Annotated in this window: 13 protein-coding genes; 8 read left to right on the top strand and 5 right to left on the bottom strand. The window is 72.0% G+C overall.

Annotated elements, in window-relative coordinates; genetic code table 11:
• Positions 1-59 precede the first annotated feature (59 nt).
• The 4 genes from ACHFIV_RS18120 to ACHFIV_RS18135 all read left to right on the top strand — a co-directional run bounded on the left by ACHFIV_RS18120 (position 60) and on the right by ACHFIV_RS18135 (position 4,973).
• Positions 60-830, top strand: coding sequence for a CoA transferase subunit A (locus ACHFIV_RS18120; protein ID WP_398969773.1), 771 nt, complete (start codon positions 60-62; stop codon positions 828-830).
• A complete protein-coding gene (locus tag ACHFIV_RS18125) occupies positions 830-1,477 on the top strand; it encodes a CoA transferase subunit B (RefSeq protein ID WP_398969775.1) in 648 nt (215 codons plus the stop codon). Before ACHFIV_RS18120 ends, ACHFIV_RS18125 begins: the two co-directional genes overlap by 1 nt.
• Positions 1,478-1,895: 418 nt before the next feature.
• On the top strand, positions 1,896-3,719 hold the full coding sequence (locus ACHFIV_RS18130; protein ID WP_398969777.1) for a SpoIIE family protein phosphatase: 1,824 nt from the start codon (positions 1,896-1,898) through the stop codon (positions 3,717-3,719).
• 150 nt (positions 3,720-3,869) lie between these two features.
• On the top strand, positions 3,870-4,973 hold the full coding sequence (locus ACHFIV_RS18135) for a serine hydrolase domain-containing protein (protein ID WP_398969779.1): 1,104 nt from the start codon (positions 3,870-3,872) through the stop codon (positions 4,971-4,973).
• 57 nt (positions 4,974-5,030) lie between these two features.
• Here the strand turns inward: ACHFIV_RS18135 and ACHFIV_RS18140 are convergent, their stop codons facing one another.
• The 5 genes from ACHFIV_RS18140 to ACHFIV_RS18160 all read right to left on the bottom strand — a co-directional run bounded on the left by ACHFIV_RS18140 (position 5,031) and on the right by ACHFIV_RS18160 (position 10,629).
• The gene (locus tag ACHFIV_RS18140; RefSeq protein ID WP_398969782.1) at positions 5,031-5,930 is read right to left on the bottom strand and encodes a Gfo/Idh/MocA family protein; all 900 of its coding nucleotides are present in this window, start codon (positions 5,928-5,930) and stop codon (positions 5,031-5,033) included.
• Between the two features lie 36 nt (positions 5,931-5,966).
• Positions 5,967-7,181 carry an ROK family transcriptional regulator gene (locus tag ACHFIV_RS18145; protein WP_398969785.1) on the bottom strand — a complete coding sequence of 405 codons (1,215 nt, stop codon included), beginning with the start codon at positions 7,179-7,181 and terminating at the stop codon, positions 5,967-5,969.
• Between the two features lie 83 nt (positions 7,182-7,264).
• On the bottom strand, positions 7,265-8,131 hold the full coding sequence (locus ACHFIV_RS18150; RefSeq protein WP_398969908.1) for a carbohydrate ABC transporter permease: 867 nt from the start codon (positions 8,129-8,131) through the stop codon (positions 7,265-7,267).
• An 80-nt stretch (positions 8,132-8,211) separates the two neighbouring features.
• Positions 8,212-9,192 carry a carbohydrate ABC transporter permease gene (locus ACHFIV_RS18155; RefSeq protein WP_398969788.1) on the bottom strand — a complete coding sequence of 327 codons (981 nt, stop codon included), beginning with the start codon at positions 9,190-9,192 and terminating at the stop codon, positions 8,212-8,214.
• A gap of 33 nt (positions 9,193-9,225) precedes the next feature.
• Positions 9,226-10,629 (bottom strand): ABC transporter substrate-binding protein, encoded by a 1,404-nt coding sequence (locus ACHFIV_RS18160; RefSeq protein WP_398969791.1) that lies wholly within the window; start codon positions 10,627-10,629, stop codon positions 9,226-9,228.
• 137 nt (positions 10,630-10,766) lie between these two features.
• Between ACHFIV_RS18160 and ACHFIV_RS18165 the strand changes: the two genes are divergently transcribed.
• From ACHFIV_RS18165 to ACHFIV_RS18180, 4 genes are all read left to right on the top strand, one after another.
• A complete protein-coding gene (locus tag ACHFIV_RS18165) occupies positions 10,767-11,813 on the top strand; it encodes a zinc-binding alcohol dehydrogenase (protein ID WP_398969794.1) in 1,047 nt (348 codons plus the stop codon).
• 90 nt (positions 11,814-11,903) lie between these two features.
• Positions 11,904-12,704 carry a TIM barrel protein gene (locus ACHFIV_RS18170; protein ID WP_398969796.1) on the top strand — a complete coding sequence of 267 codons (801 nt, stop codon included), beginning with the start codon at positions 11,904-11,906 and terminating at the stop codon, positions 12,702-12,704.
• The gene (locus tag ACHFIV_RS18175; protein WP_398969799.1) at positions 12,701-14,101 is read left to right on the top strand and encodes an MGH1-like glycoside hydrolase domain-containing protein; all 1,401 of its coding nucleotides are present in this window, start codon (positions 12,701-12,703) and stop codon (positions 14,099-14,101) included. The genes ACHFIV_RS18170 and ACHFIV_RS18175 overlap by 4 nt, the downstream gene beginning before the upstream one ends.
• Entirely contained in the window at positions 14,098-16,071 is a 1,974-nt protein-coding gene (locus ACHFIV_RS18180) for an amylo-alpha-1,6-glucosidase (RefSeq protein ID WP_398969801.1), read from the top strand. Before ACHFIV_RS18175 ends, ACHFIV_RS18180 begins: the two co-directional genes overlap by 4 nt.
• Positions 16,072-16,110: the final 39 nt, after the last annotated feature.

The raw sequence follows: 16,110 nt of genomic DNA on the forward strand, positions 1-16,110 counted from the left end.
CTCCCCACACCAAAGTGAAATATATTTCACTATGCGAACACTAATGGATGGACGGACCCATGGACAAGGTGGTCGCGTCAGCGGCGCTGGCCGTCGCCGACGTGCCGGACGGCGCTTCGGTGGCTGTGGGGGGCTTCGGCCTCAGCGGTGTGCCGAGCGTGTTGATCGACGCCCTTCACGCGAGCGGCGTCAGCGGGCTCGGCGTCGTGTCCAACAACTGCGGGGCGATGGACTCCGGCCTCGCGGTGCTGCTCTCCGCCGGCCGGATCAGCCGGGTGACCGGTTCGTACATCGGCGGCAACAAGGAGTTCGCCCGGCAGTACCTCGGGGGTGAGCTGGAGCTGGAGCTGATCCCGCAGGGCACCCTGGCCGAGCGGCTGCGGGCCGGTGGGGCGGGGATACCCGCGTTCTACACCCCCGCGGGAGTGGGAACGCAGGTCGCCGACGGCGGACTCCCCTGGCGTTACGACGGCGAGGGCGGTGTGGCCCTGGCCTCCCCCGCCAAGGAGGTACGCGACTTCGACGGCACCGATTACGTCCTGGAGCGCGGCATCCGCACCGACTTCGCCCTCGTCAGGGCGGCCAAGGGCGACCGGCACGGGAACCTGGTGTTCAACAAGTCCGCGCGCAACTTCAACCCGCTCGCCGCCATGGCCGGCCACATCACGGTGGCGGAGGTCGAGGAACTGGTCGAGCCCGGCGCGATCGACCCGGACCACGTGCACCTGCCGGGCGTCTTCGTGCAGCGGGTGGTCGCGCTGACCCCCGGGCAGGCCTCGGACAAGAAGGTCGAGAAACGGACGATCACCGAGCGGGAGGCGCGGGACTGATGGCCTGGAACCGGGACGAGATGGCCGCGAGGGCGGCGGCGGAGCTGCGCGACGGCGAGTACGTCAACCTCGGCATCGGACTGCCGACACTGATCCCGAATCACCTGCCCGAGGGCGTGCACGTCGTCCTGGAGTCGGAGAACGGCATCCTGGGTACCGGCGCCTACCCGTACGACGAGGACGTCGACCCCGATCTGATCAACGCGGGCAAGGAGACGGTGACCGTCAGGCCGGGCGCCTCGTTCTTCGACTCGGCGCTGTCCTTCGGCATGATCCGCGGCGGCCACATCGACACCGCCGTGCTCGGGGCCATGCAGGTGTCGGCCCGGGGCGACCTCGCCAACTGGGCGGTGCCGGGGAAGATGGTGACCGGCATCGGCGGGGCCATGGACCTCGTGCACGGAGCCCGCCGCGTCATCGTGACCATGACGCACACCGCCAAGGACGGGAGCCCGAAGATCGTCGAGGAGTGCACCCTGCCGCTGACGGGCAAGGCCTGCGTCCATCGCGTCATCACGGATCTCGCCGTCCTCGACGTGAGCCAGGACGGTCTGGTCCTGGTGGAGACCGCCCCCGGAGTGAGCGCCGCCGAAGTCATGGAGAGGACGGACGCTCCCGTACGTGCGGCCGGCAGATCCGCGTCATGAGCCGTGGCCGCCGCGTCGTGCGGGCCGCCGACGCCGTACGCATGCCGCTCAGCGCGTTCCACCGGGCAGGCTTCTGAGACGGTCTCCGCGTGCCGCCCGACCGGGTCCGCGATGCTCGGCGCGCCCGGACAGCCCCGGGCGCCCCGCCCGACGGACGCTCCCGAGCGGCGGATCGGGCGTACCGGATGAATGATGAACAGATGCTGTGGTGCTGCGGGCGTTCCCCGGACTCGTCGCCGGGTGGGCCGGAGCAGCTCCGACCACGAAGCGGAAGGCATGAGCGCATGACCTCCCACACCGCGTTCCCGGCGGCGGGCCGGGTGCCGCCCGTGCGGCTGCCGCCGCCGGGCCGTCCGGCGGACGGCCGGGCGCCGGGCACGGGCGGCGAGGGCCCTGCGGAGTCCGGGAGGGCCGCTCGATGAGGTCCCAGGACGGGCTCCTGGAGATCGGCTTCATGCGCACGGTGTTCGACAGCCTGGGGGCAGGGGTGTTCGTCACGGACACCACCGGCCGGCTCACCGCGTGCAACCCGCGCGCCCAGCAGCTCCTCGGCCGGCCGCAGGAGGAGATGCTCGGTCGCGACATGCACGACCTGCTGCACCGGCGGAAGGACGGCGGTACCTCGCCGCGGGGCGAGTGCGGCCTGCTGGCCGTGCTGGACAGCGGGCAGCCGGCGGAGGGAAGCGAGGAGCTCTTCCTCCGCGGGGACGGCAGTCTGGTGCCTGTCATCTGGGCGGCCACTCCGTTGCGGCACGAGGGGCGCATGGAAGGCGCGGTGGTCGTCTTCCACGATTTCAGCCTGCACCGTGACGCCGCGGAGCAGACCGCCGCCTACCTCGCCGCCCTGGAGGGACTCACCGCACGGCTGACCATGGTGGCGGAGGTCTCGACGGTCCTCATCGCCACCCTGGAGACGCCGGAGATGCTGGACAGGCTGGCCGGCCTGCTCGTACCGGACATGGGTGACTGGGCGGCGATCGACGTGCGCTCGACGGGGCACACGGGCGAGATGCAGCGTGTCACCGTCCGCACCGCCGACGGCCGCGGTGCGGGGGAAGCCCTCACGGGCCCGTTGCCGCCCCTGCCGGAACGCACCCGTTCGGCAGCGGTCCAGGCACTGCGGAGCGCCGATCCCGTCGTTCTGGACGCGGACGCGCTCGCCGGGCAGCCGGACGGCCCGCTCGCGGCCGCGCACCGGGAACTGTTCGACCGGCTGGGGGGCACCTGTGCCGTGGTGGTGCCCCTGCACACCCGGCGGCAGGTCTTCGGCGCGCTGACCGTCGCGCGCGTAGCCCCTGACTCGTCCTACAGCGAGGCCGAGGTCTTCATGCTCTCCGACATCGCGCGCCGCGTGGGCCTCGTCATGGAAGCAGCCGAGCTCTTCGAGCAGCAACGCCATGTGGCCGAGACCATGCAGCGCCAGCTCCTCACTCCCCTGCCGCAGGTCGACCACCTGGAACTGGCTGCCCGGTACCGGCCGGCCGAGAGCGCCGCCGAGATCGGCGGGGACTGGTACGACTCCTTCCTCCTCGGCGACGGGGTCCTGACGATGGTCATCGGGGACGTCGTCGGCCACGACCTCAAGGCTGCCGCGCACATGGCCGAGGTGCGCAACATGCTGCGCGCACTGGCCTGGGACAGGACCGAGCCCCCCAGTCTGATCATGCGCCGTCTGGACGAGGCCATGACCCACACGAGCGACGCCCCCATGGCCACCTGCGTGTTCGCCCGCATCGAAGGTGAGGAGGGCGGGCCCTGGCAGCTCCACTGGGTCAACGCCGGCCACCCCCCGCCTCTGCTGGTCACCGCCGACGGGCACACCCGCTTCCTAGAAGCCGGCCACGGCCCTCTCCTGGGGCTCAGTTCGGCACTGCACATGGGGCTGGGCTGGCCCGACGCCCGCGCGGACCTCCCGCCCCGGTCCACCCTCCTGCTCTACACCGACGGGCTGGTCGAGAGCCGTGCCCGTGACATCGAGGCCGGTCTCGCCACGCTGCGCCGGCACGCCGCCGCCCTGGCCCGCCGCGACGTCGAGGACTTCCTCGACGAACTGCTGATCCGCATCGACCCCAGCGGCGACGACGTCGCCCTGCTGGTCCTGCGCACCCCGCCGGCCGGCGTGGGCACCGGTGACGACGAGGCACCCCCGCAGCACGCGCACAGCCCGGCAGCCTCCAACCGCGGAGCGCCCGGCTCGCGCATCGAGGACACACCCGTACGGGACACCTCCGAACCGGCCTGAAGCACACAACGGCCGCGTTGCCAAGGGGGGTTGAGGACACCCCCGATCCGGGGCCCGGACGCACTGATCCCGGGCCCGGGCCCTGGCAGGCTCATCCGTGAGCGACCGGCCGGCCCGCACGAGACGGGCCACGACTCAGGGGGAAGTCCTTTGCACCGCAACCACGTCGCCACAGTTCTGCTGCTCGCCGCCACGCTGACCGGGGCACTCGCTCCCGTGGCGGCGGCCCGCCCGTCCGACCCGGTGCAGCGACAGCTGGATCTGCTCGTGAACCGGGACGGGGTCCCCGGCGCGCTGGCGCACGGAGGCCGGGAGACCCGCACGGCGGGCATCGCCGACAAAGCGACGGGGCAGCACATGACCGGCCCGCAGGGGCGGTTCCGCCTCGCCAGTAACACCAAGGCGTTCACCGCGACGGCCGTCATGCGCCTGGTCGCCGACGGACGGGTACGGCTCGACGACCACGCCGGGAACTACGTGCCCCAGCTCGTCGGCAGCCCCGTCACCGTGCGGCAGTTGCTGAAGCAGACCAGCGGCCTCCCGGAGTACTCGGCTCTGGTCGACTGGTCCGAAGCCGGCACCCCTCAGGAGTATCTGGCCCTCGCCCTCGACGCGGAACCCGACTTCCGCCCCGGGGAGGGCTGGGGCTACTCCAACACCAACTACCTGGTGCTCGGCATGGTGATCGACAAGGCGTCGGGGGTCGGCTTCCGCGCGTACGTCGAGCGCACGATCCTGCGTCCGCTGCACCTGGACGACACCTACTGGCCGGCGCCCGGCGAGCTGGCCCTGCGCGGGCCGCACGCCCGGAACTACGGCGTGCACCCCGCACTCCCGGAAGCGGGCGTCGTGGATGTGACCGAGCTGCCCGGGTACGAGTTCGGGGCCTCGGGCGGGCTCGTCTCCACGCCCGGGGATCTCAACACCTTCTGGGACGGCCTGTTCGGCGGCCGGCTCCTGCCCGGGTGGGCCGTGCGCCTGATGACCCGGGACACCACCGACGTCGGCGGCCGGGACGTCTATCCGACGGGCAGCCGCTACGGCTACGGGGTCGCCTCGGTCCCGCTCAGCTGCGGCGGCGTCTACTGGGGCCACGGCGGCGACCTGCCCGGCGGCTCGGTGGGCGGCGGCCGGGCCACGGGCGGCCGGGGCACGGTGACCGTCTACACGACGACGTGGGCGGGCGAAGGCCCCCGCCTGCGCCATCTGCAGGGTGCGGTGGACGCGGCGCTGTGCGGCGACGACCGCGGATGACCTGGACCCGGAGTGCCCGGCCGGACCCCGCGACCGCCGGGGCCGGCCGGGCGACCGTCAGGTACGGACCGCCTGGTCGAGCAGCTTCTGTATGCGGAGGCCGTGGGCGGCGTCGATACCGGTCCCCTGGCCCGTCCGCACGGCGGTGGCGAACTCGCGCCGGAGGACGGGCCAGCACTCCTCGTGGTCGATACCGGCGGTGTCGTAGACCAACTCCTCGCCAGGGCCGAACAGTTCGACCCGAGTCCGGGCTCGCGGGAGCCGCACGGCGCCCGAGAGGGAAGCCTGGCTGACCGCGCCGTTCTCGTGCTCGCAGGTGAGCTCGGTCCAGCGGCGCGGGTCCCCGGTGGCCCGTACGGAGACGATGGGCGCCACCGCGCTGTCGAGGATGTCCAGGAGGTGGGGGCCCAGGTCGAGCAGCGCGCCGTGCTCCAGGCGCCAGGACGTGGCGAACTCCCCGCCGAGGAAGGCTCCGTGCAGATAGCAGGAGCGGGCTCCGGTCACTTCCCGGGTGGCCGCCTCGGCGAGGAAGGCGCGGGTGGCCGGGTGGTACCTCTTCGTGAGGACCAGCTGGGAGACCACACCGTGTTCGGCGACGGCCTCCGCCACGGCGCGGGCCGCGCCGAGGTCCGCGCCGAGCGGCTTCTCCAGCAGGAGGGCCCGGCCCGCTGCCGCGGCCCGCGGCGCCAGGGCGGCCTGGACGGCGGGCGGCACGGCGAACGCGACCGCCTCGCACCGGGCGACGAGTTCGTCGAAGGACGAGGCGACCGGTGCGCCGTAGGGGCCGGCGACCTCGGCCGCGGCCTCCGGACGGCGCGCCCAGACCGCTGCCAGTGTCGTCTCCGGTCCGGCCGCGAGCATGCGCGCGTGCATGGCGCGGGCCCACGGGCCGGCGCCCACCAGGCCGACGCGGACTGGTTCGTGGGGCCGGACGTCTGCGGGAGGGGCGGTGGACATGGTGCTCTCCGTGGTCTGCGGTGGGGTGCGGTGCGTTCAGGCGCCGTCGCCGGCGCGGGCCAGTGCCGCGAGGCGGGAGTCGGCGCGGTCGGGGGCGTACAGGTGGTCGACGACCATGCGGGCGGCACCGAGCAGGGCCGCCCTGTCGCCGAGTTCGGAGGTGACGACCTGGAGGTGGGCGGTGGTGCGCGGCATGGCGCGCTGGTAGATGAGTTCGCGTACTCCGGTGAGGAACGGGGTGCCCGCCAGGTCCCCGCTCAGCATCAGCACACCGGGATTGAGCAGGGTGACGACCGTGACCAGGACCTCGCCGACGCGCCGTCCCGCCTCACGGGCGAGCCTGACGGCGTCCGGCTGGCCTGCGGCGAGGTGCTCGCGCACGTCGGAGCCCGACGCGGTGGGCACACCGGCCGCGGTGAGCTGCCCGGCGATGGACCGGCCGCTGGCCACGGCCGCGAGGCATCCGTACGAACCGCACATGCAGAGCGCGTCGGGACGGTCGTGCAGGCGGATGTGGCCGATGTCGCCCGCCCCGCCGTCGATGCCCCGGTAGACCTCGCCGCCGACGACGACACCGGCTCCGATCCCCGTGGACGCCTTGACCAGGACGAAGGCGCTGCAGTCGGGGTACCCGGCCCGTTGCTCCGCCAGCGCCATCAGGTTGGCGTCGTTGTCGACGAACACGGGCAGGGCCCCGGCGGCCGGCAGGGGACCGACGTGCTCGATCCAGGCCTCGCGCATGCGTTCCCGAACGGGGAAGCGGTCCCAGCCGGGCATGATCGGCGGCTGCACGATCCGGGCCGACTCCCAGTCCACCGGTCCCGGCACGGAGAGCCCGACGCCGCACACGCGCTCGGCCGCTGCGCCCGCCTCGTCGAGCAGCGGACCGAACCAGCGTGCCAGCCGGTCCAGGGCATGGTCCGGGCCGTCGGCGATGACGAGCGCCCCGGTGTGCTCGGCGAGCACCGTGCCGGACAGATCCAGTACGGCGACGCGGGCGTGCCTGGTCCCAAGGTCCGCGACGAGCACCACGGCGTGCGTGGGGTCGAACTCCAGCCGGGCGGAGGGACGTCCGCCCGTCGAGGTGCCGGTGGCGCCCCGCAGCCAGCCCGCTCCGAACAGCTGGTCGAGCCGGTGTCCGACCGTGGAACGCGACAGACCGGTCGCCTGCTGGAGCTCTCCGCGCGTGGTGGCCTCCCCGCTGCGGATGAGCTGCAGCAGATGCCCCGCGCTGGCCTGGTTTCCTGCCATCCCGCCGTCCCGCCCTGTCTGTCGCGTACGTGCCTGCCCCGGGGGCTGTGGGTGCCTGACCGCCGGCCTTCCGGGTCCCTGCGTCAGCCCTTGTCCGCACCGCTGGTCAGACCCTCGGTGAGGAGCCGTTCGGCGGAGAAGAACAGGAGTACCACAGGGATGGTGAGCACGACCGATCCGGCCATCAGGACCGTCTTGGACACCTCGATCCCGTTGGCGAGTTGCTGGAGTCCCAGGGAGACGGTCCACAGCTCGGGGTCCGCCGCCAGGAAGAGGAGAGCGAACAGGAACTCGTTCCAGGCGATCATGAAAACGTACAGCCCGGTGGCCATGAGGGTCGGCAGTGCGAGCGGCAGGACGATCTTGCGTACCGTCTGCAGGCGTGACGCGCCGTCGATCGCCGCCGCCTCCTCGATGCTGAACGGGATGGTGACGAAGTAGTTCTTCAGCATGTAGATCGAGACCGGGACGGTCTGCGCGATGTACACGATGGCGAGCCCGACCAGGCTTCCGGACAGCCCCATCTTCGCGAACATGACGAAGAGCGGGACGGCCAGCAGGGTGGCCGGGAAGAGGTAGACGGCCAGGAAGACAGCGCTGACCTGACGGTTGCCGAAGAACTTCAGCCTGCTGACGGCGTACGCCCCCGGCACGGCGGCGGCCAGCGTGAGGAGCACCGTGGCCACGGCGACGAGCGCGGAGTTCAGGAGCATGCCGAGGAATCCCTGGCCGCCCTCCTCCGAGGACTTGAGGACGCTCTCGTACGTGGCGAGCGTGAAGTCCCTGGCGGAGACCCAGAGGTTGCCCGGGTCCAGGAGCAGGGCGTCGATGGGCTTCACCGACAGCATCAGCATGTAGTAGAAGGGCACGATCGTGATCGCCGCGAGGAAGGCGATCACCACCCGGCGCAGGACTCCGAAGAACCGTTCCTCGAACTGGGCGCGGGTCATCCTCGGCCGGGGGCGCCGGGCCGGGGGCTGCGGGCGGGCGCTGCCCTCCGCCTGTTCGCGGGTCATGGTCGGTGTGGGGCTCATGCCGATTCCTCCTGCATCTTCTTGCCGAAGAACTTGAAGTAGACGCCCAGGAGGACCATGAGCACGACGGCCAGGACGAGCGCCTGGGCCGAGGCGGCTCCGACGTCGAAGCGCGAGGTGAGGAAGTCGTAGACGCGGACGGCCACGACGTCCGTGCCGGAGCCGCCTCCGGTGAGCAGGTAGATGTCGTCGAACTTGTTGAACGTCATGATGAAGCGCAGCACGGACAGCAGCGCGATGACGGGCATCAGCTGCGGCAGCAGGATGTGCCGGAAGCGCTGGGACAGCGTGGCGCCGTCGACCTCGGCAGCCTCCTCCAGACCGGCCGGGACCGCCTGGAGGCGGGCGAGCATGAAGAGGAAGGCGAACGGAAAGTAGCGCCACGTCTCGAAGGCGATGACGGTGAGCAGCGCCAGCGGAACGTCGAAGTGGAGTCCGAAGACGCCCACGTCGTAGGAGCGGGTGGACAGGAAGGCGATGGGGTCGTCCCACCCGAAGAGTGTGCGGCCCCATTCGTTCACGATGCCGTACTGGGGGCTGAGTGCGACTTCCCATACGAAGGAGACGGCGACCACCGGCGCGACGTACGGCAGGAGCATGGCCGCGCGCAGGGCGCCCCGGCCTCGGAAGGGCCTGCGCAGGGCGAGGGCGGCGATGAGCCCGAGGACCACGGAACCGGCGGTGGAGCCGACGGTGTAGAGGAGCGTGGTGCCGAGACTGCTCCAGAAGCCGGGGGAGCCGAAGACCTGGGAGAAGTTGTCCAAGGTCCAGCGGCCGAAGAGGCCGTTCTCCTGGATGTCGACCAGCTTGGCGTTCTGGAAGGCGAGCAGGACGGTCCACAGGATCGGCAGGATCACCACGACCAGGACCACCAGGAAGGTGGGGGTCACGAAGGCCAGGCCTGCGCGGTTCTCCCGCCTGCTGGAACTCTGCGGCGGGACGCGGCGCTTCTTTGCGCCGCTCTGGGTTGTGCTCATGGGTCGGTTACCTCGTGAGGGAGCGGCGTGCGGCTACTGGAGGGACTTCTGGAGGGCGGTCACTTCGTCGTCGGCCTCCTCGGCGGCCTCGTCGGGCGTGAGCTGGCCGCTGGTCATCGCCCCGATGGCCTTGGCGACGGGGAGTTCACCGTTGGTGGCGCCGACGAGGGTGCCCTGCCCCTGGGTCAGACCCCACCGCTTCATTGCGCCGACTCCGGTGACGAGCCGGTCCAGGAGGGCCGGGGGGTAGGCCTTCTGCATGGACTCGCGGCGGTCGACGCCCATGACGCTGGCACGCCAGGCCCGCTCGAAGGAGTCCGGGGAGTCGGCCGTGCCGGTACGGACGGGGATCTTGCCCTCGGGCGCCATGCCGAACCAGTCGGCGTACCCCTTGCCCATCATGTACTCGATGAACTTGCCGGAGGCGTCCGTCTCGGCGGTCCTGGTGACGGCCCAGGACGTGATCTCGCCGAACTGGGCGGGTTCCTTGCCGTCGGGGCCCTTCAAGGACGTGACGACACCGGTGTTGCGGGCCAGGAACTTCGGGTCCTTCCCGCACTCCGGGCAGCTGGGCAGCGCGTCCGACCGCAGGCCCGCCAGCTCGTCCAGGAGGAAGGACGACCAGATCATCATCGACGACTTGCCCGCGAAGTACGTGGCCCGGGTGGTGTCCACGCTCTGGGTGCCGGGCGCTCCGTGCTCGCGCGCGAGGTCGTCGTACGCCGCGAAGGCGTTGCGGCACGCCCGGGAGTCGAGAGCGGGCTCGCCCGCCTCGTCGACCAGCTCGCAGCCGTTGGCCAGGGCGAGGTCCTCGAAGCTCTGCTGGGTGAAGACGTCCGAGGGGTCGGTCGCCAGGGAGATGCCGTCCCGGCCGCCCTTGTCGAGGGACGCGGCGGCCTTCAGGGCGCTCGCGTAGTCGTCCGGGGCGTCGAGCCCTGCCTCGGCGAACAGGTCCTTGCGGTAGACGAGGATCTGGAGCCAGGCGTCGGAGGGGACGCCGAGCCGCGTACCGCGGTCGGAGGTCAGCGCGAGCGCGTTGCTGTTGAACGTGGCCGGCCGCAGATCCTTCACGATGCGGTCGGCGACCTCGGTGTTGAGCAGGCCGTTGCCGTACATCTGCCAGACCTGGCCCATCGGGACCGCCCCGATCACGTCCGGGAGCTTGCCGGCCGCCGCCGCGGACATGATCAGCTGCGGCAGCTGGGCCTCGTCCACGCCGACGAGATCGACCTGGACGCCGCTCTCCTTCTCGAAACGGCTGATGACCTTTCTGGTCGCCGCCATACGGGGCGGCAGGTTCTCCTGCGACCACACCGTGATCCTGTTGTCCGGCCGCGCGGGGCCCGAGCTGCCGGAGCAGCCGGCCAGCAGACCGGCGGCCAGGGTCGCGGCGAGCCCGAACAGGGTCGCCCTCGACCGTCGGGTCTTCATCACCATGCTGTGTCCTCACGCCACTTACGCATTTTCCTGATGCATCTCAGCACTACTTTTGTTTGTTGACAAGACATAACTCTGAGATATCTTCGACTGAAGTCAGCGAGCAACACCCCCTCCCAGCACTACCGGAGCCCTTCGTGGAACGCGTCGTCCAGTTCACCGGCCCCCGTCAGGTCGAAGTCGCCGAGCACGAGAGCGCTCCGCTGCCCGCCGGGCACCTGCGGGTCCGGACCCGCTATTCCGGCATTTCGGCAGGAACCGAACTAACCGCATACAGGGGTACGAACCCATACCTGACGCGCACTTGGGACGCGGAGGCCCGGATCTTCCGTGACGGCGCCGCCGGTATCGAGTACCCGGTGGCCGGCTGGGGCTACTCCGAGGTCGGCGAGGTGACCGAGGTCTCACCCGAACTCGTCGGCACGCCGGGCATGCCCGTCACGGGCGATCTGGTCTGGGGCATCTGGGGCCACCGCAGCGAGGGCGTCGTCCCGGCCGAGCGCATGGCCGGCCACACACTTCCCGCCGGTCTCGAACCGCTCGCGGGGGCCTTCGCCCGGGTCGGTGCCATCGCGTACAACGCGATCCTGGCCGCCGACATCCACCTGGGCGAGGACGTGGCCGTCTTCGGCCAGGGCGTCATCGGCCTGCTGACCACCCGCCTCGCCCAGCTCAACGGGGCGCGCGTCACCGCGGTGGACGCGCTCGACGGCCGCCTCGCGACGGCCCGCGCGTACGGTGCGCGGCACACCCTCAACGCCCGCACCGACAGCGTCGCCGAACGCATCCGGGCCGCCACCGGCGGGGCGGGCGCCGATGTGGCCATCGAGATCAGTGGTGTGTACCCGGCCCTGCACGAGGCCGTGCGCTCCGTGACCGTCGGCGGCCGTGTCGTCGCGTCCGGTTTCTACCAGGGGGACGGCGCCGGCCTGCGCCTCGGCGACGAGTTCCACCACAACCGGGTACAGCTGATCTGCTCCCAGATCGGCGGGGTCCCCCCGCAGCTGGCGGGACGCTGGACCGTCGAGCGGCTCCAGCGGACCTTCCTCTCGCTGGTCGCGGAAGGGCAGGTCGATGTGAAGTCCCTGGTCAGTCACGTCGTCCCGGTGGCGGAGGCCGCCGACGCGTACGTGCTGCTCGACGAGACCCCCGCCGACGCCCTGCAGGTCGTGCTGGAGTTCTGAACCGGCGAGCCGGCGACACGGCAGACAGCCCACCCGTACGCACAGTCAGAACCCCAGCGCGCGCCCTCCGTCGGCGCCGAAAGGCACCTCATGCTGAAAACCGCCTGCCAGGAACAGCTCCTCCCCGGTGACACGCTCCAGGAGAAATGGGCCTTCGCCCAGGACGCCGGCTACGACGCCGTGGAGCTGCGGTCCAAGGGCGACTTCCACTTCCGCGACCGCCTGCCCGAGCTGAAGCGGGCACTCGCCGACGGCGTGGTCATGCCGACGGTCTGTGTCGACATGCTGCACTTCTTCGCCGCGTTCGACGACGACCTGCGCCGTGACGCGCTGGAGCAGATGAAGTCGCAGCTCTCCGTCGCGGCCGAGATCGGAGCGCTGGGCGTACAGACCCCCGCGTCCTACGGGATGTTCTCCCGCAGGCTCCCCCCGTTCGAGCCGCCGCGCACCGAGGAACAGGACCGCGAGGTGTTGCTGTCCGGCCTCTCCGAGCTGGGCACGCACGCGCGCCGCGAGGGCGTCACCCTCTACCTGGAGCCGCTCAACCGCTACGAGGACCACATGGTCAACCGGCTGGAGCAGGCCGTCGACCTGATCCGTACCGTAGGCCTGGACTCCGTCCGCATCGGCGTGGACAGCTACCACATGAACATCGAGGAGCCCGACCCCTCGGCGTCCATACTGGCGGCTGCCCCCTACATCGGCCACGCCCAGGTCAGTGACTCGAACCGCTTCCAGCCCGGGGCCGGCCACCTCGACTGGCCGGCCTGGATCGGCGCCCTGCACAGCATCGGCTACGAGGGCTACCTCGCCGCCGAGTGCCGGCTGACCGGGGACCCCCTCGCCGCAGTGCGCTCCATCCCCGCGTTCCTCCGGAGGGCCGGCGCGTGACGTCGCTGCTCGAATCCCCCGTGCCCGCCGCCTCCGACGACCTGACCCTTCGGCGCGGCGCGGCACGGGTACTCCTGGCCAACTGGACCGGTTCCTCCACGGTCCCGTCGCGCGGCCTGTATCCGCACCAGTGGAGCTGGGACTCGGCCTTCATCGCGATCGGGCTCCGCCACCTGTCGGTGCGCCGTGCCCAGCGCGAGTTGGAGAGCCTGCTGGGCGCGCAGTGGGCCGACGGACGCGTTCCCCACATCGTCTTCAGTCCGGCGGTGCCCCTCGACGCGTACTTCCCGAGCCCCGACTTCTGGCGCTCGTCGACGGCGGGGGCCCCGGCAGGCGCCCCCGCCGGCACCGAGACCTCCGGCATCGTGCAGCCCCCGGTGCACGCGCTGGCCGCCTGGCTCGTCCACCAGTCGGACCCTGAGGCCTCACGCAGCCGCGGCTTCCTGCCCCGTGTGTACGACCGCCTCGTGGCCTGGCACGACTACCTCACGGGCCCACGCGACCTCGGCGGCGGCGGACTGGCGGCCATGGTGCACCCGTGGGAGCCCGGCATGGACAACAGCCCCTGCTGGGACGGCCCGTTGCTGCGCGTCGAGCCTGCCGCCCCCGGCTCGTACCGGCGCGCCGACCTCGACCACGGACAGGCCTCGGAACGCCCCACCGACCTGGACTACGGACGGTATGTGCGGCTCGCCGCCGACTACCGGGACAACGGGTACGCGGACGTGCCGGGTGAGCACGCCTTCGCAGTCGAGGACCCCTGCGCCAACGCCCTGCTGATCGTCTCGCAGCACGCCCTCGCCCGGATCGCCGCCGGCATCGGCGCGGACCCCGCCCCCCACGAGGCGCGGGCGGCACACCTCACCGAGGCTCTGGTGGAGCGGCTCTGGTCGCCGGCCGACGGCATGTTCCTCTGCCGCGACCTGGTCGGCGGCGGGCTGATCCCCGAGCGCAGCGTCGCCGGACTCGTCCCCCTCATCGTCCCCGGTCTCCCCCGGCACGTCGTGGACGCCCTCATCGGCACGGCCACGGGCTCGGGCTTCCGTCTCGGCGAGGTCCCGATGGCACCGTCGTACGACATCACCGGGCACGCCTTCGACCCCTCCCGCTACTGGCGCGGTCCGGCCTGGTTCAACACCAACTGGCTGCTGGAACGCGGTCTGCGCCAGTACGGGCAGGCCCGCGCCGCTGACGCGCTGCGCACGGCGATGCTCGACGCCGCCGGTGCCAGCTCGTTCGCCGAGTACGTGGACCCGCTCACGGCCCAGGCCCGCGGCACCCGTTCCTTCGGCTGGACGGCCGCCCTCACCCTGGACCTGCTGGCCGCGGCGCGGCCTGCCGCCGGCTCCGTCCCCGCCTGCCGGACGAGCGTCCTTCCGATCGGAGCACGTACGTGAGCACAGCGGATACCACCCTGGTCCGCGCGGGCACCTTCGCCGTCCTGGGAGCCGACGGGGGTGTGAGCGGCCGCCGCGGCACCTCCCCCGACGGCCTGTTCCATCGCGACGCCCGGCACTTGAGCCGGTGGGCACTGACCGTGGACGGCGCCGCGCCGGCCGTACTCGTGCCGTCGTCCGGGGACGCGTCCGCTCTGTGCATCCTCACTCCCCCGGGGACCAGGGACGAGCCGGCGGCCTGCACCGTCTTCCGTGAGCAGGCCGTCGACTCCGGCCTGCTGACGGAACGTCTGCGGCTGGTCAGCAACCGTCCGGAGCCCGTCACCGCCCTCCTCTCCCTGACCGCGGACGCCGACTTCGCCGACCAGTTCGAGCTGCGCTCCGACAAGCGCCGGTACGTGAAGGCCGACGCCCTGCACACGGCGAGCGCCCACTCGAAAGGAGTGGCGTTCACCTACGAACGCGGTGAGTGGCTGTCCCGTACGTCGGTGTGCGCCTCCCCCGCCCCGGCGTCCGTCCGGCCCCTGGATCCGCAGGGCACGGCCCACCGCCTCGACTGGCACCTGGAGCTGCCCGCCCACGGCACGGCCGAACTCCTGCTCACCGTCACGGCGTACGCCCACGGCGCACCCGCACCGGCCCTGGCCGGCTCCCCGGGTGAAGCCGTCGGCGAGCACGCGGCGGACGTCTCCGCCTTCGTGGGCGCTGCGCCGGCCATGCCGCCGGACGCACCCGCGGACCTCGCCGCCGCCTGCGCGCGCGGGCTGAGCGACCTCGCGGCCCTGCGGGTCCCCGCCACCGGTCCGGACGGTGAGCAGGTCCGCGTGCCGGGGGCCGGGATCCCCTGGTTCCTCACTCTCTTCGGCCGGGACTCCCTGTTCACCTCCCTCTTCGCGCTGCCCTACCGGCCGGAGCTGGCGGAGGGGACCCTGCGCGCACTCGCGGCGACTCAGGGCACGGAGTACGACACCGGCCGGGGCGAGCAGCCGGGGCGCATCGTGCACGAGATCCGGCACGGCGAACTGGCCCATTTCCGTCAGGTGCCGTACGGCCGTTACTACGGCTCGGTGGATGCCACCCCGCTCTTCCTCGTGCTCCTGGACGAGTACACCGAGGCAACGGGTGACCCCGCCCTCGCCTCCCGCCTCGAGCGGCACGCACGGGCCGCCGTGGCCTGGATGTTCCGTGACGGCGGCCTGGACGGCGGCGGCTACCTGGTCTACTCGCCCGACCCACAGGGCCTGGTGAACCAGAACTGGAAGGACTCCGACGGCGCCGTCTGCTTCCTCGACGGCACCCAGGCGGAGGGCCCGATAGCCGTGTCGGAGGCACAGGGGTACGCGTACGACGCGCTGGTACGCACCGCCCGGCTGGCCCGCACGGTGTGGGACGACGCCGAGTACGCCGACCGGCTCGAGAGCGCTGCCGCGGATCTGCGGGTCCGGTTCCTGCGGGACTTCTGGATGAGTGGTCCCGACTTCCCGGCCCTGGCACTGGACGGCCGTGGCCGGCAGGTCGACTCGCTCGCCTCGGACGCCGGGCACCTGCTGTGGTCGGGCATCCTGGACGAACGGCACGCACAGCGTGTGGGACGGCGCCTGCTGGAATCCGACTTCTTCTCCGGCTGGGCCATCCGTACGCTGGCGTCCGGTCAGCCCGGGTACCACCCCCTCTCGTACCACCGGGGCACCTGCTGGCCGCACGACAACGCGGTCATCCTGCTCGGTCTGGCGCGGTGCGGGCTGGCGGACGAGGCACGAACGGTCGCCCTGGGCCTGCTGGAAGCCTCGGCACACCACGGTCACCGGCTGCCCGAGGTGATGGCGGGCTACTCCCGCACCCAGTACCCCCGCCCCGTGCCGTACCCGCACTCGTGCTCGCCGCAGGCGTGGGCGGCGGCGACTCCGCTGGCCGTCCTCACGGCGCTGCGGACGGAGGGCGGACCCTCACCTTCCGGCGCGCGGCCGTAGGCGGGCAGACGCATCGCGCACGGAACGCGGCTCTCGCCG

This window comes from Streptomyces sp. ALB3, assembly GCF_044385685.1.
Lineage (GTDB): Bacteria > Actinomycetota > Actinomycetes > Streptomycetales > Streptomycetaceae > Streptomyces.

Excerpts from the sequence above, each read along its gene's own strand:
- ACHFIV_RS18170 (WP_398969796.1), top strand. The coding sequence starts at position 11,904 with ATGCTGAAAACCGCCTGCCAGGAACAGCTCCTCCCCGGTGACACGCTC.
- ACHFIV_RS18140 (WP_398969782.1), bottom strand. The coding sequence starts at position 5,930 with ATGTCCACCGCCCCTCCCGCAGACGTCCGGCCCCACGAACCAGTCCGC.
- ACHFIV_RS18125 (WP_398969775.1), top strand. The coding sequence starts at position 830 with ATGGCCTGGAACCGGGACGAGATGGCCGCGAGGGCGGCGGCGGAGCTG.
- ACHFIV_RS18130 (WP_398969777.1), top strand. The coding sequence starts at position 1,896 with ATGAGGTCCCAGGACGGGCTCCTGGAGATCGGCTTCATGCGCACGGTG.
- ACHFIV_RS18120 (WP_398969773.1), top strand. The coding sequence starts at position 60 with ATGGACAAGGTGGTCGCGTCAGCGGCGCTGGCCGTCGCCGACGTGCCG.
- ACHFIV_RS18155 (WP_398969788.1), bottom strand. The coding sequence starts at position 9,192 with ATGAGCACAACCCAGAGCGGCGCAAAGAAGCGCCGCGTCCCGCCGCAG.
- ACHFIV_RS18145 (WP_398969785.1), bottom strand. The coding sequence starts at position 7,181 with ATGGCAGGAAACCAGGCCAGCGCGGGGCATCTGCTGCAGCTCATCCGC.
- ACHFIV_RS18160 (WP_398969791.1), bottom strand. The coding sequence starts at position 10,629 with ATGGTGATGAAGACCCGACGGTCGAGGGCGACCCTGTTCGGGCTCGCC.
- ACHFIV_RS18150 (WP_398969908.1), bottom strand. The coding sequence starts at position 8,131 with ATGACCCGCGCCCAGTTCGAGGAACGGTTCTTCGGAGTCCTGCGCCGG.